This window comes from Pseudomonas sp. NY15374 (assembly GCF_048068255.1).
Lineage (GTDB): Bacteria > Pseudomonadota > Gammaproteobacteria > Pseudomonadales > Pseudomonadaceae > Aquipseudomonas > Aquipseudomonas machongensis.
Genome location: NZ_JBLUPZ010000001.1, coordinates 230540 through 254294, shown reverse-complemented (window position 1 = coordinate 254294; position 23755 = coordinate 230540). Strand labels below are relative to the sequence as shown.

Sequence of the window (23755 nt, the reverse complement as noted above, 5' to 3'; positions counted from 1 at the left end):
ATGCACCCAGTTTCGCACCACGTCAGTGCAACTTGGCAGTTTGCTCTGATTTTTGAGCAATGTGATAGCTATTAGCTTATGGCATACCAATTTGTAGCGTTCCGATTGGCAACTATGGCTGGCAGAATGGCGCTTCTGAACCGCAGATGCGGGAACTCACAGGGGAATGAGCACCTAGCTTGGGACTATTTCTAATTACTTAACCAGCTTGATGAAGGAACTCAATTGAGTTCATTTTTTCATCGTCTGCGTATGTACCGCCCCACCCTCCGCTATGAGGGGCTCAACGTCTACAGCCCACTTAGCAATGCACCTTCTAACTAGAGGGAGGGTAACGGTTTTTCACAGAAAAAGAATAAGAGGTTATATATGCATCAGACGTGCAACTTGCAAGAAGCGAATAGCGGTGATGGCCGAGAACTCAAGCGTCGACTGCAAAATCGGCATATCCAGTTGATTGCCATCAGTGGAGCTATTGGGACAGGCCTCTTTATGGGGTCGGGAAAAATGATAGCCATGTCTGGATCTTCGATCCTACTTGTCTACGCGATCATTGGTTTCTTTGTTTTCTGCATCATGCGGGCGATGGGTGAGATGCTCCTCGCCAACCTGGAAATGGGCTCGTTTGCAGAGCTCGTCCACCACCATATGGGCCCCCGTGCCGGGTTCATCCTCGCCTGGTCATACTGGCTGAGCTGGATTGTCGTTGCCGTAGGCGATGTTGTGGTAGTCGCTGGCTTTCTGCAGTATTGGTTCCCCGACCTTCCTACGTGGATACCAGCCTTCGGAACCATGTTCCTGCTCGTAGCGCTCAACATGCTGGCTGTTAAAGCCTTTGGTGAGGTTGAGTTCTGGTTCGGTCTGATCAAGATTATTGCAATCGTAGCGCTGGTACTCACCGGCCTCTTCATGATTGCTACCTCCTACACCTCTCCCGATGGTGTCACTGCGACGTTCAGCCACCTGGTTGAGCCTGGGGTGATGATGCCGCATGGGGTGCTCGGCTTCCTCGCGGGCTTCCAGATCGCCATCTTCTCTTTCGTGGGAACTGAGCTAATCGGCACCGCTGCAGCTGAAGCTCACAATCCCGAGAAGACATTGCCCAAAGCGATCAACACCATCCCGGTGCGGATACTGCTATTTTACGTGGCCGCTCTCGCATGCATCATCAGCGTGATTTCCTGGTCTCATGTGCCAGCGAACCGTAGCCCATTTGTGGAGCTCTTCCTTTTGGGAGGCTTGCCTGCTGCTGCTGGAATGATCAACTTTGTAGTCATGACCTCAGCTGCCTCCTCAGCGAATAGCGGCGTTTACTCTGGCTCACGCATGCTCTACGGCCTGTCTCACAACAAACAGGCTCCGCATGCCTTCGGACGCTTGTCCGGCTCGGGCACTCCAATCCGTGCACTGATGTTCTCAGGTCTGTGCATGACTATCGCTCTGACGCTGCTCTTCGTGATTCCGGATGTCATGGGTGTATTCACCTTGGTTTCGACAATCTCGGCGGTCATGGTAGTTGTCACCTGGTCTTTGATCCTGCTTTCTTACCTGGCTTACCGCCGGACTGACCCAGAAGCTCACCAGCGCTCAAACTTCAAGCTGCCTGGTGGTAAGCTCACTGCGGTGCTTTCTCTGGTCTTCCTCCTGTTCGTACTCTGCCTGCTCTCCTTAGAGGCGGATACTCGGACAGCTCTGTACATCATGCCGTTCTGGTACATCGGACTGCTGCTGGCGTATCAACGAAGCGCCAAAACGCAAGGCAATGTAGCTGTGACTGCATCGTAAGGAGGCGCTGGTGAGCTCGACAACGACAGGTATCAAACTCGACGCGCCGACCAAGGAGCGAATAAAGGAGGCCGCTGGCCTCTTGGATCGTACCCCTCACTGGTTTATGAAGAAGGCAGTGCTCTATTGGCTGGAGAGAGTTGAGTCTGGTGCCGGCGTTGCGGATATGCTAAGCGAGACCGAGTTAGACAACGATGGTCGATTGAACAGCGTCCTGGGCCGACAGCAATTGCTGAACGTCGACTAATGGAAATGACGACCGCAGCCAAACACTGCGGTCGTTTCATTTGGGCTCAAGAGCAGCCGCGATTGCAAAACGTGTTGGGTTCAAACCAGCGAGGCCTGGGCGAGGGAGTGCTGAAAGCTTTCCAAGAACATGGTCTCCGCCATGGTCATCCTCTGCTCTCTGTTCCAGAGCAAATGCAGATCCGCGTTGACGATGCCTTCGGCTGGCGGCAAACGCCATAGCAACCCCTTCTCGACATCCTCATGGAGGAGGTGCTCAGGCATGCAGCCTACCCCGAAACCGGCAGAGACGAGCCGTTGGACTTCTTCAACGCTAGGAGAGGAAGCTACGATGCGCCCGGTGAACCCATGCTGGTCACGGAACATCGCAAGTGGCGACAGATTCCCCCCCAACTGATCACTGACGAAACTCACGAAGTTCTCTCCGCGAAGCGACTCGAGGGTCACATCGCTGCGCCCGAATAAACGGTGCCGCACGCCACAGAAGAAGGCATAACGCTGGCTTATCAGCAAGCGCTGTTCCAGCTTGGGCTGTGGAATTCGACACAAGCCAACACCGGCTGTGGCAGTTTTCTGCAGCAGAGAGCTGATGATGTCAGCACTGCGCATGACATCGATTTCCAGCTCCACACGTGGATGTGCCTCATGGAAATCACCGAGGAAGTCATCGTAAACCTGTGACTGAACTCGGCTGACGCTCAACAACCTCACCTTGCCTACAACTTCATCGCTTTCCTTCTCTACCGCCGCACTGATGCGTGATACGTCGCCATAAATATCGATAGCGATGCGCAGCACATCTTCTCCTGCAGCAGTCAGATCGAAACGCGACCCACCTCTAACAACCAAAGCACAACCGAGCTGTTCCTCTAGTCGCTTGAGCGCTTGACTGACTGCCGACTGGGTCACGTGCAATCTCGCTGCTGCCCTGCTGATACTCCCCTCTTGGCCAATGGCGAGATAAGTGCGCAGCAGGTTCCAGTCCAGGCGATCGTTCAGGAATCGACGCCCCTCCCATTTGTTGATCAATGCGTCAGTTCTAGAGCTTGGCGGATTCATTTGGGTGCTCATTAGTAGCATTGCTAATACGACGAATAAGATATAGCAAATTGACTAATCATAGCCCCAAGGCGATAAATCCCGAAAGCGCCAAACAGAGCGCGACCGCTTAGCCAAACCTGCCCACCTGCCTATAACTGTAAGAAGGGCCTTGCATGCATACGTCAAACCAGCCGCGTCGGGCGGCGGCTGCCGCATTTGTCGGTACCACCATCGAGTTCTACGACTTCTACATCTACGCCACGGCAGCTGCACTTGTGCTCGGTCAGGTGTTCTTCCCCAGCAGCAATCCATTGCTCAGCACACTGGCGGCTTTCGGCACCTTCGCTGTGGGCTTCATCGCCCGGCCAATGGCAGGCATGGTGTTTGGCCATCTAGGCGATCGCCTGGGCCGTAAAAAAATGCTGTTGGTAACTATGGTTCTGATGGGTTTGGCCACCACTGGAATCGGCCTGCTACCGAGTTACGCGAGCGCTGGCATCTGGGCCCCAATTGGACTGATTGCCCTGCGGATCGTCCAAGGGATCTCCGTCGGTGGTGAGTGGGGCGGCGCCGTGCTAATGGCAAGCGAACACGCTCCAGCCAAACGCAAAGTGTTCTACGCATCATTTGCCCAACTTGGTAGCCCCGCAGGCTTGCTGCTGGCCCTGATCGCATTCCGTCTGGTTTCTACACTCGAGCCTGAAGATTTCCTGAGCTGGGGATGGCGTCTGCCTTTCCTGGCCAGCGGTGTGCTGATGCTTGTTGGCTTGGCGATACGCTTTGGAGTGGAAGAAAGCCCTGAGTTCCAGGCTGCGAAGGCTAAGCAAGAGGTCGTCAAATACCCAGTTTTGGAAGTAGTACGTGAATGCTGGAGACAGATCCTCTTCTCCGCGCTAGCAGTGACCATCGGCTCCGCAGGCTTTTTCTTCACGAACACCTTCATGATCACCTACGTCACCACCTACCAGGGCATCCCTCGAGCAACCATCCTCGACTGCCTGTTCCTGGTCACTATTCTCCAATTTATGACCCAGCCACTGGCCGCGCTGCTCGCTGAGCGTATTGGCGAAGGGCGCTTCCTCAAGCTGGTGGCCCTGCTGTGCATGGCTGTGCCCTACCCCATGTTCATGCTGGTCGGCACCCAGAATCTGGTGTTGATGACAGCTGGCATCGCTATGGCCGTAGTCACACTTTCAGCACTGTATGCAGTGATCGCCGGCTACATGACGCAGGCCTTCCCCGCTCACCTGCGCTACTCCGGTATCTCTCTGGCCTACCAGTTGATCTGCGCCATCGCCGGGGGCAGCACCCCGATAATCGGCACGTTGCTGGCCGACCGCTACGCCGGCCAGTGGCTGCCACTCGCCGTGTTCTTCACCGCGCTCTCCACGCTTTCCTTGATCGGCGTCTGTGGTCTCTCTCGCCTGCGTGGCGAGCAGCAGCACCCCACCCCCGCCATCGCACGTTAAACCAGGAGTTTTCATGAGCAAGCCGCACAACATCAGCGATGTCGAATGGCAGGCACGCTGCGAACTGGCCGCGCTGTACCGAATGGTGGCGCACTTTCGCATGACCGACCTGATCGACACCCATATCACCCTGCGCATTCCTGGGCCGGAGCATCACTTTCTGATCAACCAGTACGGCGTGATCTTCGACCGGATGCGCGCCAGTGATCTGGTACGCATCGACCAACATGGCAATGTGGTTGACCAGGCCAATGGCGAGCGCCGGGTGAACGCGGCTGGCTTCGTGATTCACTCGGCGATCCACATGGCACGACCGGACATGCACTGTGTGATCCACACCCACACCGCAGCCGGCATCGCCGTCTCGGCTCAGGAGCACGGGTTGCTGCCGATCAGCCAGCATGCGCTGAAGTTCTACGGCAAGCTGGCCTATCACCAATACGAAGGCATCGCGCTGTCCCTGGATGAACGTGAGCGTCTGATCGCCGACCTCGGCACCCACAAAGCGATGATCCTGCGCAACCACGGCCTGCTGGCCGGCGGCGCCAATGTTGCCGAGGCATTCCACGAAATTCACTTCCTGGAGCGCGCCTGCCAGGCACAAGTGCAGGCATTGGCTGGCGCAAGCAAGCTTATTTACCCCAGCGAAGAAGTTTGCCGCCACACCGCCGCGCAGTTCCAACGCGACGAGTCAGCACAAATCATCAGTCTAAGCTGGGACGCCGCCCTGACCTTGATCGAACACCAACGCGAGTCGTACTGCTCATGAAACCGCTGGTTTTGCTGTCAACCGACCAAGCACTCCTGGGCCAACTGCAATCAGCTTTCGCGCGCAGTGCACCTCAACTGCGTGTAGTGCTGGCCAACGACCCCGATGCCCAGGAGGCGCAAGTTGCCGCTTGTTGGTTCCCCCCCGCGGGTAGCCTCAGCGCGTTGCGCAACCTCAAGCTGATCCACTCAGTGGCCGCAGGCGTTGACCACTTGGCCAACGACCCGAGCCAGCCGGCGTTGCCGGTGTGCAGGGTTGTAGACCCCGCGCACCGCCAAGGTATGGCGGAGTATGTCCGCTGGGCGGTCATCCACTATCACCGAGACTTTGATCGAGCGATGGCCCAACAGCAGCAACAGGTATGGCAACGTCACCCTCAACGTCTCGCTGGTGATTACCGCATCGGCGTCATGGGGCTCGGCTCCCTTGGAGGAGCTATCGCCGGCGAGTTGGCCGAGGCCGGCTATGCAGTCCGAGGTTGGTCGAGAAGTGCCAGACAGTTGAACAGTGTGAGCACATTCGCGGGCCCTGCGGATTTCGATCAATTCCTCGATGGTCTCGACCTGTTGATCAACCTGCTGCCATTGACCGATGCCACTCGCGGCATCCTCTGCCAGCAGACCTTTGAAGCCTTGGCGCCAAATGCGGCAGTGATCAACTGCGGACGTGGGCAACACCTGCAGGTGGATGACTTGGTCAACGCCGTCAACCATGGCCGGCTGCGCGGTGCGTTACTCGATGTGTTCGAGAAAGAGCCGCTGCCATTGGACAGCCGCCTCTGGAGTACCCCTGGAATTATCGTCACACCGCACATGGCCTCATGCGCCTCCCACGACTGCATTGCACAACAAGTGGCCGAGAACGCCCGTCGTCTGGCCTGCGCTGAACCACTCCTGAACCAAGTAGACCCCGCGCTCGGTTACTGACCCCACCGCCTGTTTGAGGATTCACATCATGCATACATGCAACGGCACACGGCTGTGGGACAGCCTCATGGACATGGCCAAGGTCGGCCCAACCGCCAAAGGCGGCAACTGCCGCTTGGCATTGTCGAAAGAAGATCAAGATGGACGCGAGCTGTTTGCAGGCTGGTGCCGCAAGGCCGGCATGAGCCTCCATGTCGATGCCATCGGCAACCTGTTCGCCCGTCTGCCTGGCCGCAATGACGCCCTGCCCCCTGTGGTCATGGGCAGCCATTTGGACACCCAGCCAAAAGGTGGACGCTTCGACGGCATCTACGGCGTGCTTGCCGGCCTGGAAGTGGTACGCAGCCTCCAGGACAAGGGCCTGCAACTCGAGCGCCCACTGGAAATTGCGGTATGGACAAACGAAGAAGGCGCTCGCTTCACGCCTGCCATGCTTGGCTCGGCGGTGTTCACGGGCGAGCTGCCCCTCGACCAGGCGCTGTCCAGCCGCGATGCTGAAGGCGTCAGCGTGGCCGAAGCGTTGGAACAAACCGGCTACGCAGGTGAGCTTCCCCTGGGCCGTGAGTTCGACGCGTACTTCGAAGCACACATCGAGCAAGGCCCAATCCTGGAGGACGCCGGCCTGCCCGTCGGGTTGGTGACGGGTGGACAAGCGATTTGCTGGCTGGACATCGAGATCAGTGGCCAGGCCGCTCACGCAGGCACCACGCCAATGCCTCTACGCCGCGACTCCTTGTTCGGCGTAGGAGAAATGATCACCGCCCTGGAACAACTGTCACGCGACTTCGCCCCCAAAGGGCTTGTTACCGTTGGCCAATTGCAGATCGCCCGCTCTTCCCGCAACACCATACCTGGCCACGTGGCGTTCACCCTCGACCTTCGCCATCACGAAGACGCCGCCATCGCTGACATGGAAGTCAGCGCCCGTGCACTGATCGACCAGATCGCCACCAAACGTGGCTTAGAAGTTCAGATCAACCGCCACTGGCTGAGCCCGGCCACGCCTTTCGACCCGGCCTGCATCGATGCAGTACGCAAGGCCATCGAAGGCCTGGGCTACCCGTACCAGCCAATCGTCAGCGGCGCCGGCCATGATGCGATACATCTCGCCCGCCACTGTCCGACCACCATGGTGTTCATCCCTTGCGTCGGCGGCCTGAGCCATAACGAAGCCGAAGACGCCTTGCCCAACGACGTGACCATGGGCTGCGACGTACTGCTCAACGCCGTGCTGACCCGCGCCGACAGACGCTGACTTAACCAGATCCACCCAGGCGCCCAGCCAATTCAAGAAAGCTGGGCCCACGGGAACGCTTTGCCCAAAAACAAGAAACAGCCGCTCCGCCTTCAGCTGCCAATAACAACCAGAACCCATCTTTCGGGAGAAAATGGCAATGACCAGCCCTGCGTACACCGAGGTTGCCAGCGCGCAACCACAACGCACCGCCGACATGAAAAAAGTCGCGGTCGCCAGTGTGATCGGCACCACCGTCGAGTGGTATGACCTGTTCCTCTTCGCCACGGCCTCGGCCCTGGTATTCAACAAAATCTTCTTCCCAGGCTTTGATCCCCTGGTAGGCACCCTCCTCGCTTTCGGCACCTTTGCTTCAGCCTATGGCGCCCGAATGATCGGCGCCGCGCTTTTTGGTCACTTCGGTGACCGCCTGGGCCGAAAGTCGATGCTGCTCATCTCGCTGCTGACCATGGGCGCGGCAACCTTCGCCATCGGCCTGTTGCCGAGCTACGAGTCGGTTGGCATCTGGGCACCGATCATGTTGCTGACACTGCGCATCATCCAGGGCCTGGCCTTGGGTGGGGAATGGGGCGGCGCTGTTCTGATGGCCGTGGAGCACGCTCCCAAACATCAGCGTGGACTGTACGGCTCGTGGGTTCAGATCGGCGTACCAGCGGGGACGATGCTGGCCAACCTCGTGTTCCTGATGTTCGCCACCACGCTGACCAACGAGCAGTTGCTGGACTGGGGCTGGCGTGTCCCGTTCCTGCTCAGCGTTCTGCTGATCGGACTGGGCTTGTACATCCGCCTCAACATCCATGAAACACCGTCGTTCAAAGCGGTGGAGAACAAAGGCACCCAAGTCAAAGTGCCGCTGTTCGAAGTGTTCCGCAAATACTGGAAGCAGGTAATCCTGGGTGGTGTGGCAACAATGTCCACGGGTACCTCCTACAACCTCATCGTGGCTTTCGGCCTGACCTACGGCACCCAGACCCTGGGCTTCACACGTGGTGAAATGCTGACAGTGGTGTTGGTTTCCTGCGCCGCCTGCATCGCCATGCTGCCGTTCTTCGGCGCGTTGTCCGACAAGATTGGTCGAAAGCCGATCATAATCGGCGGGATCATCGCTGAGGCGCTCGTGGCCTTCCCGATGTTCTGGCTGATGGATTCCAAGGTTCTCGGCTTAGCGTTTGCCGGTTACATGCTGATGATGACGGCATTCGCGGCCAACTACGGCCCCATTGCCACATTCCTCGCGGAGTTGTTCGGCACTCGAGTTCGTTACTCGGGCCTGTCGATCAGCTACATGCTTTCCGGCCTGCTCGGAAGCGCCGCAACTCCTCTGGTTACCACCGCATTGCTGTCGTGGACTGGCAAAGGCTCATCAATTGCCTGGTACATGATCGGCTCAGCCGTTGTTTCTCTGATCGCGCTGCTGCTACTCACTGAGACCTTCAAACGGGATATCGACCAAGCACGGCAGTAATCCCGTGCTGTACCCCCGAGTTTCTCTCGCCAACCAGGCGAGTGTTATCTACTTCCGTTTGAAGAGCTTCCCGATGAAAAAATACCTGATGAGTGCAGGCGTATTCGCCTTGTCCCCCTTCGCTCAAGCCGATCTCGTGGGCGACAGCCATGCAAACCTTGGCCTGCGCAACTTTTACTTCAACAACGACTTCCGCGATCAGGCCGGCAGCCTCGGCCAGAGCAAAACCGAAGAGTGGGCCCAGGGCTTCGTTCTCGACTTCAAATCCGGCTTTACCAATGGGCCAATTGGGGTCGGCCTAGATGCGTTGGGCTTAATGGGCGTAACGCTTGATAGCGGCGATGGTCGCCACCGGGACAGCAGCATGATCCCCGACGACGGCAGTGGCGCGGCCCAACAGTGGAGTCGCCTAGGCCTGACACCCAAGCTGAAATTCGCCAACACCGAACTGCGATACGGCACGCTGATGCCCAAGCTGCCGGTGCTGACCTACAACGATGGTCGCCTGCTGCCCCAAACGTTCGAGGGGGCCCAGATCACCTCAACCGCCCTGGATGGCCTGACCCTTACCGGCGGGCGCCTTAATCGTGCTACGGGCCGTGCCTCCAGTGACCGTACGGGACTGGTCGTAGCCGGCGGCACCCGTGAGAGCGACCAGTTCCTCTTCGCGGGTGGCGACTACCGAATCGGCAAACAACTCACGGCGCAATACTACGTTGCCAACCTTGAGGACTATTACACCCAACACTTCGTAGGCCTCACCCACACGCTTCCACTCTCCGAAGGGCAATCGCTGCGGACTGATCTGCGCTACTTCCGCACCTTCGCCGATGGAGCCAACGACTCTGCTGCGGGTCGCGCAAGTGGATACCGCGTGGGCGGTTACACCGAGGACGGTGACGGCAAGATCGATAACCACACCTGGAGCGCCGCACTGACCTACTCCGTCCAGGGCCACGCGCTCATGGCTGGCTATCAAGAGGTGTCGAATGGAAGCAACTTCGTCCAGCCGAACCAGGGCTCCCTCAGCGGCAAGGGCGCAGGTGGTGCCAGTGTCTACCTCTACACCGACCGGATGCTCGCGAGCTTCAACCGAGCGGGCGAGCGTACCGCGTTCGCCCAGTACAGCTACGACTTCGCCGCTGCCGGCGTACCTGGCCTGAAGTTCTCCCTGGTGTACCTAAAGGGTGACGACATCCGCACCACCAGCGGAAATGACACGAGCGAATGGGAGCGGGATATAGGACTGGACTATGTCGTGCAGGACGGTGCGCTCAAAGGCCTCGGCCTGGCTTGGCGCCATGGGTTGCTGCACTCCGAGATCGCCCCTAATCAGGAGCAGAACCGACTCATCGTCAGCTACACCCTGGCGCTTTTCTGATTTCTGACCAAGTGCTGCCGGCGAGCCGGCGGCACACATTCGCTTCAAGGAGTCCTCAATGAAACGTATCCACAGTGCCCCTGGCACCATCAGCCCAGTAGGCCCGTATTCCCAAGCAGTGGTCAGCGGCCACCTAGTGTTCACCGCCGGCCAGATCCCATCGCTGGGCAGCCTGGAAGAGCAGCCCGACAATTTCAAAGACCAGGTCAGGCAGACCTTCGCCAACCTTGCCGCGATCCTCGAAGCGGCGGGCTCCAGCCTTTCCCACATCGTCAAGGTGAACGCCTACCTGACAGACCCCGATCAACTGGTGCCCTTCAACGAGGTGTACAAGGAAATCCTTGGCCATGCACCACCTGCACGTACAACCGTCTGCGTGCAGTTGTGGGGAGTGAGCCTGGAAATCGACTGTGTAGCCGAGCTGATCGACATGGAGCGTGGAAAATGAGCGACAACGATTTGATCGCAAAGCTGCGAGAGGTCAGCTTTGCCACACTGGGCCACTTCCTCGAAAGCGGGTTCGTCAGCCACGAAGTGCGCGCCATGGTGCCGGGCGGCCGCATTGTTGGACAGGCCGTGACCCTTCGACTGGCCGAACCGGATGCCATCGCAGTCAATCGTGCCCTGATCGCCCTGCAGCCAGGCGACGTTCTGGTGATCGACATGGCAGGTGACCATACCCACGCTTGTGTCGGTGCGGTCACGCAATTCGCAGCTCGCTGCGCCGGTGCCGCCGGCATCATCGTCGACGGCGTAGTCACCGACATCAACGAACTGCGTACCTGCCAGCTGCCGGTGTTCGCTCGTGGCACAACTCAGCTGACGACCAAGCTGATCGGCAGCCCGACAAGCCAGGTGAACGGGCCCGTGAATTGCGCTGGAGTGAAGGTGCATCCCGGTGATTTTGTCCTGGCCGATGACAACGGCGTGTTGATCTTGCCGGCAGAACAACTCACAACGGTGATCGATAAAGCGCTCCAATCCGATCTCAATGAGCCCGACCTGCTGGCGCGCCTACGCAATGGCGAACCGCTCCAGAAGGTGCTGACCACGATTGCGGAAAAAGCTAGCCCAGCGGTGTCAGGCTGCTCAGTTGTGGGTGACAGGAAACCCGCCAATCACCAAAAAGCACAGAGCAACAAAAAGACCGCACTGGATGAGCGTACTGGATGAGTCATAACGATTAGCAAAAGGTTAATCCAGGTCGCCATTCTCCCCTTCTTGGGCAGGCCAGGAGAAGAGCAACCTACAACCAAGCCAGTGGCCGTCACGGCATCCACTTTCTCACCGGAGATCAGGGTCTGGCCGCGATTGCGCACACGCAGTCTGTTGCTCTTGGGCCGGTATCACTCCTGATTCAGTATTCATGTTACGGAGCCAATAACTTGAGTGGCCACCTCTTGTGGCATGGCAGCCTTGCTGGACATTGTGATGTCATCTGCGAAACGGAAACACTTGAGTGCCTTGGCCTTTATACGTTCGTTCAAGGCTGATTCGATGCCACAAAAGACAAAGTTGGCGAGGTAACTACTAGTGCTTCCATCCTGTAGAACCTCGCCTTCTCGGGTAACCATATCGGCTAGTGGTTTGGAAAGTTCAAGTCTCAGCTTGCTGTGGAAACCTTGATCTCTGCGGTCAAGCCCTAGCTGAAGACGTCATCGACCGCTTCGCCGTTTCTCTTGCTCCGGAAGACGGTACTAACGCAGGAAGTAGCATTCGCCCTACCGTTGATGCCACCGCCCGAATCCAGACGCAAGCCCAGCAGGCCGATGGCATCAAGACCGAAATCGACGCTGCCGTTGCGCTGGTCGAGGGTGGCCTTCGATGAAACCGGCGGCGTTTGCTTGTTGTGCGAGCACGTTCGAAGCGATCGCCAGAGCCCAAGTGGATCGATAGATGAATAATACTCCAATTGCTGTGTTTTTTATTTTCGTGCGCAGATATCGCCGTGCATCCAGAAGTCAGTTTTGATTACTGAATGACTGATGGTTTCAACAATGAATTGGGTCTCGAACTAACCACGGAGCAGTGCCCCAGACAGCCTGGGGCACGGGGTGTTGCTCGCTTAGAGTGATTGCTTCTCGCTGTCCTCGACCGGTAGGAATGCGGCGGCGAGGAAGTTGCCGGCGCACAGCGCAAGGAACAGGAAGCCCAGCGGTAGCCAGTCACCACCGTACTCCTTGGCCAGCCAGACGCCCAGAACCGGGGTCGTGCCGCCGAAGATCGCGCCACAGAGCTGGAACGACAGGGAGATCCCGGTGTAGCGCATCTGCACGGGGAACGCGCGCGGCAGGAAGGCCGGCACCACGGCGTAATAGGCTCCGAGCAGTGCTATCGCCACGAGAATGCCGATGGCAATGTTCATCACACTCCCGGTCCCGACGAGGTACATCAGCGGAATCGCCCACGCCACGGAGGCGGCGGTCACCCACATCAGGAACTTGCGTTCGCCAAAGCGATGCGCAATCCACGAGCCCACCGGCAGCGCCATCAGCTCCACCACGCCGACCCATGCGATGACGTTGAGGATGTCGGGCTTTGGCACATGCAGGAACGTTGTCGTATAGGTGATCATCAAGGTCGTCAGGAAGTAGAACCCTGCGCTCGACAGCAGGCACAAGCCGATACCCGCGAACAAGGCCTTTTTGTGCGTCCTGAACACCAGGCGGACCGGTGCGATCTGGCTGATATCCCCCTTCGCCTTGCGTTCTACGAGCTCGGGGCTCTCGTTGACCGAGCGCCGGATGAACATGGCGATGATCACGAGCAACGCGCTGGCCAAGAACGGTATACGCCAGCCCCACGCGATGAAGTCCTCCTGTGGCAAGCTCGAGACGAGCCTGAACATCAAGGTCGAAAGGATCAGCCCCACGGGGCTGCCGTACTGCGGCGCAGCCGCGAGGAAGGTGCGCCAGCGCGCCGGTGCGTGCTCGCTGGCGATCAGCACCGCGCCGCCCCACTCCCCGCCCACTGCAATTCCTTGCAGGAGCCGTAGGAACACGAGAATGATGGTCGCGCTGATGCCGATCTGATCGTAACTGGGGATGAACGCCATCAGCGTGGTGCCAGCGCCCATGATCCATAGCGTGACTAGCAAGCTTGCCTTACGGCCGATGCGGTCGCCAAGGTGACCGAACACCAGGGCACCGAAGGGGCGTGCGAAGAACCCGACCGCGAAGGTGCCCAGCGACGCCAGAGCGGCTACGGCAGGGTCATCCGAGGCGAAGAACACATCGCCGAACACCAGCGCCGCCGCAGTGCCGAACAGGAAGAAGTCGTACCACTCGATCATGGTGCCCAGGAAAGCGCCCATCGCGGCGCGGATCGGCTGTCTGCCTGCAGACGCTGCGTCGGCGGTTTGTGAACCTTGGGAGCCAGCCGTCAACGCGGCAGCACCCATTTGTTGTTCTGTATTCACTTGCTTGTCTCCTCCGGCGCTTGCCGGTCAAGAGGACTGAGGGGAGCTGGTTACAGCTGCGCGACCGCGGGAGAGCGCTGCCTCCTGCTGCCACGCTTGTAGTTTTTGTTGTGCTTGTCAGCTTCGCGCTCAGTAGCCGCGGCCAAGGTCGACCGGATGTTCGAGCGGTTGTCCGGCTTCAAGCCGGAACACGTCATGCAGGATCTGCCCGACCACCACGTCGGGTTCTGAATCGGCAGCTACATGGGGGGTGAGCAGCACGCCGGGCATCGACCACAGCGGATCATCGGAGGGCAAGGGTTCCACCCCGAACACATCGAGCACTGCACCCGACAGAGTTCCTTCACGCAGTGCGGCTTGCAGGTCGGCGTGTATTACCGCCTCGCCACGTCCGGCATTGATAAACGCCGGCGCGCCCTGCTTGCCGCTGCGGCTCAGGTTCTCGAAGACCTGCCGGTCGATCACGCCGTGAGTTTCCTGAGTGTTGGGCAGCAAGTTCACCAGGATGTCGGTCTGCTGCAGCAGTTCCACCAGGCCCTCGCGGCCGTTGAACACCTTGAAGCCGACCTCGGTGGACGAGCGTGCCCAGCCGGCGACCTGAAAGCCCAGTTGCTGCAGGAACAAGCCGCATGCCTTGCCCAGCACACCGACACCGAGGATACCGATGCGCACGTCACTGGCAGCCGCCTGCGTGACCGGGGCCCAACGCCCCGCCGCCTGCTCGGCCTGGTAGTGGGCGATCTGACGGTGCAGGTAGAGCGTAGCGAAGGTCACGTATTCGACCATGCGCATGGTCAGGTCGGGGTCGCGGATGCGGCCGATCGGCAGGTTGGGCTGGCTGGCCAGGCACGCCAGGTGATCCACCCCCGCGCCCATGGAAAACACAGCCTCGGGCCGGTTCAGCACTTCGAAGACCTGCTCGCCGGCCTTCCAGGCGCAGATGACATAACGCTCCGAATCAACCTCCTCGCCGTCATGGGGCCAGAGGTGCACTTTGCGCGTGCCGCAGCGCGCTTCGAAAGCCTTGCGCCAGGGTTCGGGGTCCCACGGGCCAGGGGCTACGACGATATCGATAGTGTTCATTGAAAGTCCTCCGTTCACAGGCTGCGGGCGGTGTCGAATCCATCCAGCACAGCCTTGAGGTTGTCACCGAGGATCTCGCTCAGGTAACCGCCCTCCTGGATCAGCGCGGTTGGCCAGCGGGTGCTGCCCAGTCGTTGGCCTGCCCGACGGAAGCCTTCGGTGGTCACCGCCAGGACTCCGTTCGGATCCTGCTCGGAAGCATCCAGGCCCAGGGCAATGACCAGCGCTTCCACGCCCAGCCGCTGGCAAAACTCCAGCGCATGCTCGATGGCTGCCAGGTAGACGTCGTCGCCAGAACCGTGGGGCAAAGGCAGGTTGAGGTTGTAACCCAGACCGCCGTGTTCGCCGGTTTCGTCGCCATAGCCTGCGTAGTACGGCATGAAGTTCGATGGGTCGGCATGGATCGATACGGTCACCACATCGTCACGGCCATAGAAAACGTGCTGGGTGCCATTGCCGTGATGAACGTCAATGTCGATCACGCCCACCCGGCAGTTCAAGGTGTCGCGCAGGTACGCGGCAGCGACAGCCGTGTTGTTGACAAAGCAGAAGCCGCCGGCGCTCTCGACCGAGGCGTGATGGCCTGGCGGCCGACACAGGCCGTAGGCATGCCCATGGTTGGCGGCGTGGCGCGCTGCGCTCAACGCCACGTCTGCGCTGGCCATCACCGCCGCGTAGGTCTGGGCATGGATGGGAGTCGACAGGTCGGCCATGTGGAAGCCGACCTGGCCGATGATATGGGTGGGGTAATGATGCATTTCGGGCCGTTTGAAGTGCGACGGCAGGATGTGCTCCAGTCCAGGCTCGATCTCGGCGCGGCGGTCCCAGGCTTGCTTCAGGAAGTTCAGGTAGCGGCCGGAATGCACCCGCAAGATCGGGTCAACGCCAAAGGTGGCGGCGATTTCGATGTCGTGTCCAGAATGCTGGGTAGCGGCCAGCAACAGGTCGTAGCGCGCCGGCTGCTCCAGGTGAGGGATGGCCTTGCCACGACGAAAGTACGTGGAGGGCGCATGCAGCAGGCTGCTCGGTGAATGAAATGCTCTCATTATTATTCTCCGGTTTTCTTATTATGAGAACCACGCCCGATGCTGGCGAAAGCCAGGCCGGGCGTGGGGTGTTCACGATTGTGCAAGGGGCTCAGGCTTTCACAGCGACCAGGGCCCGCTCGAACATACCCAGTGCCTCGGCGACATCCTGTTCGGAGATCACCAGCGGGCAAATGAAGCGCACCACGTTGCGGTACACACCGCACTTGATCACCAGCAGGCCCTCTTCACGCGCGGCATCGATCACACGCTGCGCAATTGCCGCATCCGGTTCCTTGCTGGTGCGATCGGTGACGAATTCGACTGCGGCCATGGCACCGATGGTGCGCACATGCCCGATGCTCTTGAAACGGCTTTCCAGCACTTCGAAACCGGCCAGTAGTTGCTCACCGATCGCACGGCTGCGCTCGACGAGGTTCTCCGATTCAAAGATCTTGATCACTTCCAGCGCAGCCGCGCAGCCCAGCGGGTTACCGCCATAGGTACCACCGAGCCCGCCGGGCAGTGGCGCGTCCATCAATTCGGCACGACCAACGACCCCGGAGATCGGCAAGCCACCAGCCAGACTCTTCGCAACAGTGACCAGGTCAGGCTGGATGCCCGAGTGCTGGAAGCCGAATAGCTTGCCGGTTCGTCCAAAGCCGGTCTGGATTTCATCGCAGATCAGCATGATGCCCAGCTCTTCGGTTTTCTTGCGCAAGGCCCGCATGAACTCGGCAGGCGCGGCAATGAAACCACCGTCCCCTTGAACCGGCTCGATGATGATCGCGGCGACACGGTCGGCGGCGATCTGGGTGTCGAACACCTCCTGCAGAGCGACAAGGGCCTTCTCAGTGCTCACACCGCGATACTCGTTCGGGTACGGGATGTGGTAGATGTCCGGTGCCAGCGGTCCGAAGTTCTGGCGGTATGGCTGACTCATGCCGGTGAGGCTCATGCCCATCAGCGTGCGGCCGTGGAAGCCTCCGCGGAAAGCGATCACCCCAGGGCGGTTGGTATGGGCACGGGCGATTTTGATGGCATTCTCGACCGCTTCGGCACCGGTAGTCAGGAACACCGACTTGTAGTGCTCTGCGCCTCCGACCATCTGGTTCAGCTGGGCAGCCAGGTCGATGTACTGGTCATAGGCCGCGACCTGAAAGCAGATGTGCGAGAACGTATCCAGTTGCTTGCGTACCGCCTCGACAACGCGCGGGTGGTTATGGCCAACGTTGAGCACGCCGATGCCACCCACGAAGTCCAGGTATTTCTTGCCCTGGTCATCCCACAGATAGGCGCCGGCAGCCCGGGCTACCGTGATTGGGTGGGCGGTGGCAATACCGTTGGAGATGTGCTGAGTACGGGCGGAGACTGGAGGTTTTTGTTGAGAGGACATGGCGTTCACCTTTGGTTGTCATTGATGAAATGCTATCCAGCAACCCTGATCGCAGATACGCACTCGAAACAGGAAGGTCGCGCCGATATTCCCCTTTGAAAGTATGAAAAAATCATCGGCTCGTGGTGTCGCTATATCCTCGCCCTCCACATCCGGGTGAGCTTGCCGGGAGGCGTTCCACCTACCGGATTGCGCACTGCAGAAAAGGCCCGCCTGGTGTTGCCAGGCGGGCCTTCGGTACTCGGCGAGCCGGGTTGTGGTCAATCCAATCCGCCTTGGCAGACGTATTTGATGTGCATGTACTCTTCGAGGCCGTGAACGGAACCTTCCCGGCCGTAGCCCGAATCCTTCACGCCACCGAACGGCGCCGCTTCGGCAGCCACCGCACCTTCGTTGACGCCAACGATGCCGCACTCCAATGCAGCGGTAACCCGATGCACACGTCGAATGTCATTGCTGTAGAAATAGGAGGCCAATCCGAATGGCGAGTCGTTGGCCAGCCTGATCACCTCCTCCTCGGTCTCGAATTGAGTAACAGGCGCAACAGGACCGAAGGTTTCCTCATGGAAGCACTTAGCGGAAAGATCTACGTCTGCCAGAACGGTTGGCGCGTAGTAGGTCGACTCGGCTCGCTGTTCGGTGAAGAGACGCTTGCCCCCGGTCAGAACCCTGGCACCACGGGCCACGGCATCGTTGACATGCTCTTCGATTTTCGCAATCGCCTTGGCGTTGATCATTGGCCCGATCTGCGACGCCGGATCGCTCGCCGGGCCAACGACCAGGGCGGCGACGCGTTCGGTCAGTTTCTCCAGGAAACGGCCGTAGATTTTCGACTGGACGTAAACACGGTTTGGGCAGACGCACGTCTGGCCGCCATTGCGGAATTTGGCAGCCATCAGGCCTTCTACTGCTGCGTCGACATCAGCGTCCTCGAACACAATGAAGGGTGCATTGCCACCCAGTTCCAACGCCAGTTTCTTCAGGGTTCGAGAGGACTCGTGAGCGAGGTGCTTACCCACCGGGGTCGAACCTGTGAAGGTGATCTTGCGAACACGCGCATCGTCCAGCCAGACATCGGCAACCTTCTTCGACGAACCGGTGTTCACGATGTTCAGCACGCCTGCAGGAACGCCCGCCTCTTCAGCAAGCTTGACCAGCGCCAAAGCAGTAATCGGAGTTTCCGATGCGGGTTTGCAAACAACGGTACAGCCTGCAGCCAGGGCCGGAGCGATTTTCCGGGCAATCATCGCTGCGGGGAAGTTCCAGGGGGTGATGGCTGCTACGACGCCAACGGGCTCCCTGTAGGCCGCCATCTTGCGGCCGCGCACGGCCTGGGGAATGATGTCGCCGTTTGCCCGAGTGGCTTCTTCAGCGAACCACTCGACATAGCTTGCAGCGTAGGCGATTTCACCAATGCCTTCGGCCAGTGGCTTTCCCTGCTCGGAGGAAATGATCTTGCCCAGGTCGTCAGCGCACGCCATGATCAGGTCATTCCAGCGCTTCAAAATCGCAGCGCGCTGCTTGGCAGGCGTCGCACGCCAGGCATCGAAGGCCTCCACTGCCGCTTCAACTGCCGCGCGAGCATCTTCTTCGTTGCTGTTTGGAACGAAAGCAAACGTCTCCCCCGTAGCCGGGTTATTGACCGGGATGGTTTCTCCCGAGGCTGCGCCCTGCCACACCCCGGCAATGAAGTTCCTGGTGACCACCAGATCTTCGCGCTGCAACTTGAAACTCATAAAACCCCCTAAGAGACTCGTAAACGGTTAGAAGAACAATCTTCGCGCAAAAAACGAAGGAGAATGCGTTACTCGTTACAATCAAGGGCCGGCTTCATGAGATGAAGCTCCGGCCATTCGCTTGAAGTAAATCGTATGCAATGCACCCTCCTTCATCTACCTACCCGAAATAGGATAAACAGCTGGATTTTGAGCACTCTGGGTAGCATGGTCAGGGGCTGGTAGTGCCCAATGCGGGCACCGTGTAGCAGCAGGATGGACAGAGTAGCTCCGACGCCGCGCTAACCCGAAGTAAAGTACTAACCATTAGTGAAGCAACTTCCCTCTCGGTAAGCAATTTACAAAAACCAGGCAAACCGACTATGTTGGTACTTTCAGCCCGCTATTTCTTGTACCCCATCACTCCCGTGCTATTTTATCTGTCATGAGAGGCAACAATGACCGTATATTCATCCTACATCCAACTTGCAGACGGAAACCGCATTCCACAACTTGGGCTGGGTTTGTGGAAAGCAACTAATGAAGATGCCGCAAATGCTGTAGCCCATGCGTTGAGCTGCGGGTATCGACATATCGATACTGCTGCTGCGTATGACAACGAAGAAAGCGTAGGCCAAGGTATTCACGCATCGGGTGTCAAGCGGGACGACATCTTCGTGACCAGCAAGGTGTGGAACTCCGAACAGGGTTTCGACACGGCCATTCGCGCCGTCGACGCCAGCCTCAAACGCCTGAAGCTCGACCACCTGGACCTGATGCTGGTGCACTGGCCGTGTCCGCAGAAGGGGCTGTTCATCGAGACCTGGCTTGCCTTGATCCAGGCACAGCAGCAAGGAAAGATAAAGTCCATCGGCGTCTCCAATTTCACCGAAGCACATTTGAACCAGTTGATCGAGGCTACACGGGTTGTGCCGGTGATCAACCAGATCGAGTTGCACCCCTATCTGCAGCAGAACGCCTTGCGGGCAGCTCATGACCGTCTGGGAATCCGCACCGAGTCCTGGAGTCCGCTGGGTCAAGGTAGCGCTTTGACGGATCCGGTCATTACCAGTATCGCGCAAAAGCATCAGCGCACCCCGGCACAGGTAATCATCCGCTGGCATGTGCAGCAACACCTGGTGGTGATTCCCAAATCCATCACACCAGAGCGCATCAGTGCCAATGCGGCGGTGTTCGACTTCGCTCTCGATAGCCAGGATCTGGCAGCCATCGCCAGGCTGGACAACGGCACGAGAATCGGCCCGGATCCGCTGACCTTCGCCTGATCTCTCGACGAAGTTGCCGGGCGACTTCGTCATCCTCATGAAAATCTCAATATCACTCAACGTTAACACCTGGCTCTCTACAGATCAGGAACGTATCAATAAGGCAGGATCTCTCTTGAATATACTTCTAATCAATGGCGCCTCGACGTTCTCGACATCGAATGGCGAACTGAACCGCACACTTCATACTACGGCTGTGGAAACCTTGCTTCCCCACCATGAAGTGAAGGAAACCGTTATCGAGCGAGGCTACGATATTGCTCAGGAAGTTGAGAAGTTCCTCTGGGCGGACATCATTGTCTATCAAATGCCGGCCTGGTGGATGGGCGCACCCTGGACACTGAAGAAGTACATCGACGAAGTGCTCATCGCTGGATATGGTTCCTTCTACGAGAATGACGGACGCTCGCGCACCGATCCCACCCGGCAATATGGTACCGGCGGTCTGCTGCAAGACCGCAAATACATGTTGTCGGTGACCTGGAGTGCACCTGAGGCTGCCTTCAACGAACCGGGCAACTTCTTCGAGGGCAAGGGCGTCGATGCAGTCTATTTCCCGTTCCACAAGGCCCAGCAGTTCATCGGTCTGGACCAGTTGCCGACCTTCATGGTGAATGATTGCATCAAGTCCCCGGATGTCGATTCGGTGAAGGACGGCTACCGGATGCATTTGCAACAGGCGATCATGGCTAACTGAAGCACCTGGCCGGCGTCACGCCAAACATTTGGCGTGACGCCATCCGACAAGCGGAGATTTCAGGTGCCGTGGTAGTACATGCAGAGTTTCATACCATCGGTTTCTATTACCCTTATCGGTGTGTCGTAAAGCTCTGTCAGTAGCTGCGAGTCAATGATCGAGGCGGGCCCGCCGTGATGGACCACCCTGCCCTTGCGCATGGCAATCATGTAATCGGCATAGCACGAGGCGAAGTTGATGTCGTGCAGCACCAGGACCATGGTCTTGCCAAGTTCGTCGCTAGCTCGGCGCAGCACTTTCATCATTGCTGCGGACTGTTTCATGTCCAACCCATTCAAGGGTTCATCCAGCAACACGTAGGGCGTGTCCTGACAGAGCACCATGGCGATGAATGCACGCTGCCGCTCGCCTCCGGATAGCTGGTCAAGCATTCGATCAGCAAGCTGTCCCAGCCCGAGATAAGCAAGCGATTGGTCGATGGCAGCATGATCTGCCTGCGTCAGCTGACCTGCGCTATGCGGAAAACGGCCGAACGCTACCAGCTCGCGAACGCTGATTCGCACCTGCACCGAGTTATCCTGTCGCAGAACGGCCATGTGCTTGGCCAGCGCCCTCGGGTTCGCGGTATGCACATTCATCCCATCGAGTGCTATACGGCCCGCGGTAGGCTCCAGCAGGCGGCTGATCAAAGCAAGCAATGTCGACTTGCCTGCGCCGTTAGGGCCGATCAGTACAGTGATGCCTGCGCCGGGAATATCCAACGACACGTCGTTGACCACCAGCCGGTTCCGTACTGCATGGAAACTTCATCGATTTCGATCACAGCTCTTTCGCTTCATTATCAGTATCAGGAACAGCAGACCACCCAGGAAATCAATCAGCACCGTTACTGGAAGGCGTAACCCGAGCGCCCGTTCCAGCAGCGCCTGGCACCCCACCAATATGATCACTGCGCAACCGGTTGCGGCCGGCAGCGTATGCCGATGCTTGTGGGAGCCGATCATCCAGTAAGCCATGTTGCTGGCCAGCAACCCGAGGAAAGCCAGGGGGCCGACCAGTGCGGTGGCTACCGCTACCAGCAACGCAATGGCCACCGCCCGAAAGGTTGGAAAGATTCAGTTACCGCCATTTTAGACCTGGCCCGCCCCGATCAACGACCAAACTTATGAAACACTTTGGTCGTTTGACTGAACCCTGCACTATCGCATGATCAGCATTAATCATTATTCGCCTCGCTTCCTGCTCGATACAGTCGTGGGTCAACTTTCGAAAACCCTTAGTAGCAGGAAACCCCATGACGATCGAACATTATCTGAACCATATCGGCGGTCAACTCCGCGGCGACGGCCAGGTGCTGCGGCACAGCATTAGCGCCCAGACCAACGAGCGCCTGCCTTACGCCTTCCACCAGGCAGCACTGGAAAAGATCGAGGCCGCCGTGCTTGCTGCCGAAGCGGCGTATCTGGATTTTCGCAGTACAAGCCCTGCACAGCGCGCGGAGTTCCTCGATGCCACCGAAAAGGAACTGGACACTCTCGACGATGATTTCTTTCGTTGCGTAATGAGCGAAACCGCTTTGCCGGAAGCGCGTATCCACAGAGAACGAGCGCGTACCAGCAACCAGTTGCGTCTCTTCGCAGGTGTGGTGCGTCGTGGTGATCTTCTCGGAGCCCGGATAGGTCGAGCCTTGGCGCAACGGACGCTACAGCCGCGGCCGGACCTGCGTCAATATCGAATGGGCATCGGTCCAGTGGCGGTGTTCGGCGCGAGCAATTTCCCCTTGGCATTCTCCACTGCCGGGGGCGATACCCCGTCCACGCTGGCTGCGGGCTGCCCTGTCGTGGTCAAGGCACACTGCTGGCACATGCTGACTGCAGCGCACGTTGCGTGCGCAATCGACCGGGCCGTGACTGCCAGCGGCGTACCGCAAGGCGTGTTCCACATGATCACGGTGCCAGCGTTGGCGAGGGATTGGTCAAGCATCCAGCTATCCGGGGTGTAGGCTTTACCGATTCGCTACACTGTGGTCGGACCCTTTGCGATACGGGTGTCGGCACTGACGCTATCCGCAGACATTGAAATCCTGGCCAACCTGAAAGCCTGTTCCAGCCGGTTGCGAATCGGTGTGCCCACCGGATACAGCACCCAGGACCAGTTGCCCAAGGCATCGAGCGGCGTTGTCTCCCGCATATTGAGCAGATGTTCGCTATTGACCACCAGACTGAAGGGTTCCGGTTCCAAAAACTGAAAATCGAACTACTGCCCGAAGCGCTCCTCGATGAAGCGACCGATCATCATGTCAAGCTTGTTCTGTTCAAGCATGCTCAGCAGGTGATCACCGGAGTTCTCCACCACCTTGATCGATAGCAAGAGGTTGCGCACCTTGTAGTGGCGATGGCTAGCGGCAACACCACTGCAATGGCCGTGAAGACACCGCCGACGCGGATGAAACCGTGCTCGCCATTGCGCAGGCGATTGACCTGGTCGACGAACTGCTGCGACTCCGCCAAGGCACTATGCGCATAACGCATCACATGCTCCCCCAGTTCGGTCGCATCTTGCTCAAAGCCGGCTGGCTGAGATACGCGCGCGTCGCGGTCGCATCCATGTTGCGCGTACGTGCCACGGTATCGATCAGCAGCAGGTGCTTGTAGCGAGTCGAGTTGCAAAAGCTGGAATGAGTGAAGTCCGGCGACATCAGCAGATGATCTCAGTCAGGTGAAAAGGCAGAAGCACTGTGGGACATTTCCGCCAGGTGTCAGGGTCACCCAGCGGCAATTTGGCCAGCAATTTATCAC

General features: G+C 58.7%; 19 protein-coding genes and 3 pseudogenes. 13 read left to right on the top strand and 9 right to left on the bottom strand.

The window, feature by feature from the left end; translation table 11 throughout:
- The first annotated feature begins 369 nt into the window (after positions 1 to 369).
- Together ACNFHO_RS01380 and ACNFHO_RS01375 are read left to right on the top strand one after the other, a co-directional pair.
- Positions 370 to 1785, top strand: a complete 1416-nt coding sequence (locus ACNFHO_RS01380) for an amino acid permease (RefSeq protein ID WP_064490821.1) — start codon at positions 370 to 372, stop codon at positions 1783 to 1785.
- Between the two features lie 10 nt (positions 1786 to 1795).
- Positions 1796 to 2032 (top strand): hypothetical protein, encoded by a 237-nt coding sequence (locus ACNFHO_RS01375; protein WP_019097961.1) that lies wholly within the window; start codon positions 1796 to 1798, stop codon positions 2030 to 2032.
- An 80-nt stretch (positions 2033 to 2112) separates the two neighbouring features.
- Here the strand turns inward: ACNFHO_RS01375 and ACNFHO_RS01370 are convergent, their stop codons facing one another.
- Positions 2113 to 3090 carry a LysR family transcriptional regulator gene (locus ACNFHO_RS01370; RefSeq protein WP_019097962.1) on the bottom strand — a complete coding sequence of 326 codons (978 nt, stop codon included), beginning with the start codon at positions 3088 to 3090 and terminating at the stop codon, positions 2113 to 2115.
- Between the two features lie 155 nt (positions 3091 to 3245).
- On the opposite strand from ACNFHO_RS01370, the gene ACNFHO_RS01365 reads away from it, so the two are divergent.
- The 8 genes and pseudogenes from ACNFHO_RS01365 to ACNFHO_RS01330 form a co-directional block, all read left to right on the top strand.
- A complete protein-coding gene (locus tag ACNFHO_RS01365; RefSeq protein ID WP_392502073.1) occupies positions 3246 to 4541 on the top strand; it encodes an MFS transporter in 1296 nt (431 codons plus the stop codon).
- A gap of 13 nt (positions 4542 to 4554) precedes the next feature.
- Positions 4555 to 5310, top strand: coding sequence for a class II aldolase/adducin family protein (locus ACNFHO_RS01360; RefSeq protein ID WP_392502074.1), 756 nt, complete (start codon positions 4555 to 4557; stop codon positions 5308 to 5310).
- On the top strand, positions 5307 to 6236 hold the full coding sequence (locus ACNFHO_RS01355; RefSeq protein WP_392502075.1) for a 2-hydroxyacid dehydrogenase: 930 nt from the start codon (positions 5307 to 5309) through the stop codon (positions 6234 to 6236). The genes ACNFHO_RS01360 and ACNFHO_RS01355 overlap by 4 nt, the downstream gene beginning before the upstream one ends.
- 28 nt (positions 6237 to 6264) lie before the next feature.
- Positions 6265 to 7491: a Zn-dependent hydrolase gene (locus tag ACNFHO_RS01350; RefSeq protein ID WP_392502076.1), complete on the top strand. Its 1227-nt coding sequence runs from the start codon at positions 6265 to 6267 to the stop codon at positions 7489 to 7491.
- A 139-nt stretch (positions 7492 to 7630) separates the two neighbouring features.
- Positions 7631 to 8956: an MFS transporter gene (locus ACNFHO_RS01345; RefSeq protein WP_019097966.1), complete on the top strand. Its 1326-nt coding sequence runs from the start codon at positions 7631 to 7633 to the stop codon at positions 8954 to 8956.
- 73 nt (positions 8957 to 9029) lie between these two features.
- The gene (locus ACNFHO_RS01340) at positions 9030 to 10337 is read left to right on the top strand and encodes an OprD family porin (protein WP_416764870.1); all 1308 of its coding nucleotides are present in this window, start codon (positions 9030 to 9032) and stop codon (positions 10335 to 10337) included.
- A gap of 58 nt (positions 10338 to 10395) precedes the next feature.
- The gene (locus tag ACNFHO_RS01335; RefSeq protein ID WP_019097968.1) at positions 10396 to 10785 is read left to right on the top strand and encodes a RidA family protein; all 390 of its coding nucleotides are present in this window, start codon (positions 10396 to 10398) and stop codon (positions 10783 to 10785) included.
- Positions 10782 to 11390: pseudogene (locus ACNFHO_RS01330) on the top strand (RraA family protein); the annotation flags it as partial. The gene ACNFHO_RS01335 and the pseudogene ACNFHO_RS01330, both read left to right, overlap by 4 nt.
- Positions 11391 to 12402: 1012 nt before the next feature.
- On the opposite strand, the gene ACNFHO_RS01325 reads toward ACNFHO_RS01330, so the two are convergent.
- From ACNFHO_RS01325 to ACNFHO_RS01305, 5 genes are all read right to left on the bottom strand, one after another.
- Complete coding sequence (locus ACNFHO_RS01325) at positions 12403 to 13755, bottom strand: MFS transporter (RefSeq protein WP_416764868.1); 1353 nt, start codon at positions 13753 to 13755, stop codon at positions 12403 to 12405.
- A 129-nt stretch (positions 13756 to 13884) separates the two neighbouring features.
- Positions 13885 to 14838: a 2-hydroxyacid dehydrogenase gene (locus tag ACNFHO_RS01320; RefSeq protein WP_416764867.1), complete on the bottom strand. Its 954-nt coding sequence runs from the start codon at positions 14836 to 14838 to the stop codon at positions 13885 to 13887.
- Between the two features lie 14 nt (positions 14839 to 14852).
- The gene (locus ACNFHO_RS01315) at positions 14853 to 15884 is read right to left on the bottom strand and encodes a histone deacetylase family protein (RefSeq protein WP_416764865.1); all 1032 of its coding nucleotides are present in this window, start codon (positions 15882 to 15884) and stop codon (positions 14853 to 14855) included.
- 91 nt (positions 15885 to 15975) lie between these two features.
- Entirely contained in the window at positions 15976 to 17259 is a 1284-nt protein-coding gene (gabT, locus tag ACNFHO_RS01310) for a 4-aminobutyrate--2-oxoglutarate transaminase (protein ID WP_416764864.1), read from the bottom strand.
- Positions 17260 to 17519: 260 nt separating this feature from the next.
- Positions 17520 to 18995, bottom strand: coding sequence for an NAD-dependent succinate-semialdehyde dehydrogenase (locus tag ACNFHO_RS01305; protein WP_416764862.1), 1476 nt, complete (start codon positions 18993 to 18995; stop codon positions 17520 to 17522).
- Between the two features lie 437 nt (positions 18996 to 19432).
- Between ACNFHO_RS01305 and ACNFHO_RS01300 the strand changes: the two genes are divergently transcribed.
- Positions 19433 to 20260, top strand: coding sequence for an aldo/keto reductase (locus ACNFHO_RS01300; protein ID WP_416764860.1), 828 nt, complete (start codon positions 19433 to 19435; stop codon positions 20258 to 20260).
- A 115-nt stretch (positions 20261 to 20375) separates the two neighbouring features.
- Positions 20376 to 20957, top strand: a complete 582-nt coding sequence (locus ACNFHO_RS01295; RefSeq protein WP_019097976.1) for an NAD(P)H-dependent oxidoreductase — start codon at positions 20376 to 20378, stop codon at positions 20955 to 20957.
- Positions 20958 to 21016: 59 nt separating this feature from the next.
- On the opposite strand, the gene ACNFHO_RS01290 is transcribed toward ACNFHO_RS01295, so the two are convergent.
- Both ACNFHO_RS01290 and ACNFHO_RS01285 read right to left on the bottom strand, forming a co-directional pair.
- Positions 21017 to 21736: an ABC transporter ATP-binding protein gene (locus ACNFHO_RS01290; RefSeq protein WP_019097977.1), complete on the bottom strand. Its 720-nt coding sequence runs from the start codon at positions 21734 to 21736 to the stop codon at positions 21017 to 21019.
- A 27-nt stretch (positions 21737 to 21763) separates the two neighbouring features.
- On the bottom strand, positions 21764 to 22051 hold the full coding sequence (locus tag ACNFHO_RS01285) for an iron chelate uptake ABC transporter family permease subunit (protein ID WP_019097978.1): 288 nt from the start codon (positions 22049 to 22051) through the stop codon (positions 21764 to 21766).
- 200 nt (positions 22052 to 22251) lie between these two features.
- On the opposite strand from ACNFHO_RS01285, the pseudogene ACNFHO_RS01280 reads away from it, so the two are divergent.
- Positions 22252 to 23000, top strand: a pseudogene (locus tag ACNFHO_RS01280) (aldehyde dehydrogenase family protein); the annotation flags it as partial.
- 15 nt (positions 23001 to 23015) lie between these two features.
- On the opposite strand, the pseudogene ACNFHO_RS01275 reads toward ACNFHO_RS01280, so the two are convergent.
- A pseudogene (locus ACNFHO_RS01275) lies at positions 23016 to 23655 on the bottom strand (LysR substrate-binding domain-containing protein); the annotation flags it as partial.
- Positions 23656 to 23755 lie beyond the last annotated feature (100 nt).

Coding starts and splice junctions, on each gene's coding strand:
- ACNFHO_RS01315 (WP_416764865.1), bottom strand. CDS start 15,884: ATGAGAGCATTTCATTCACCGAGCAGCCTGCTGCATGCGCCCTCCACG.
- ACNFHO_RS01320 (WP_416764867.1), bottom strand. CDS start 14,838: ATGAACACTATCGATATCGTCGTAGCCCCTGGCCCGTGGGACCCCGAA.
- ACNFHO_RS01355 (WP_392502075.1), top strand. CDS start 5,307: ATGAAACCGCTGGTTTTGCTGTCAACCGACCAAGCACTCCTGGGCCAA.
- ACNFHO_RS01340 (WP_416764870.1), top strand. CDS start 9,030: ATGAAAAAATACCTGATGAGTGCAGGCGTATTCGCCTTGTCCCCCTTC.
- gabT (WP_416764864.1), bottom strand. CDS start 17,259: ATGTCCTCTCAACAAAAACCTCCAGTCTCCGCCCGTACTCAGCACATC.
- ACNFHO_RS01345 (WP_019097966.1), top strand. CDS start 7,631: ATGACCAGCCCTGCGTACACCGAGGTTGCCAGCGCGCAACCACAACGC.
- ACNFHO_RS01360 (WP_392502074.1), top strand. CDS start 4,555: ATGAGCAAGCCGCACAACATCAGCGATGTCGAATGGCAGGCACGCTGC.
- ACNFHO_RS01370 (WP_019097962.1), bottom strand. CDS start 3,090: ATGAATCCGCCAAGCTCTAGAACTGACGCATTGATCAACAAATGGGAG.
- ACNFHO_RS01300 (WP_416764860.1), top strand. CDS start 19,433: ATGACCGTATATTCATCCTACATCCAACTTGCAGACGGAAACCGCATT.
- ACNFHO_RS01380 (WP_064490821.1), top strand. CDS start 370: ATGCATCAGACGTGCAACTTGCAAGAAGCGAATAGCGGTGATGGCCGA.
- ACNFHO_RS01350 (WP_392502076.1), top strand. CDS start 6,265: ATGCATACATGCAACGGCACACGGCTGTGGGACAGCCTCATGGACATG.
- ACNFHO_RS01305 (WP_416764862.1), bottom strand. CDS start 18,995: ATGAGTTTCAAGTTGCAGCGCGAAGATCTGGTGGTCACCAGGAACTTC.
- ACNFHO_RS01365 (WP_392502073.1), top strand. CDS start 3,246: ATGCATACGTCAAACCAGCCGCGTCGGGCGGCGGCTGCCGCATTTGTC.
- ACNFHO_RS01335 (WP_019097968.1), top strand. CDS start 10,396: ATGAAACGTATCCACAGTGCCCCTGGCACCATCAGCCCAGTAGGCCCG.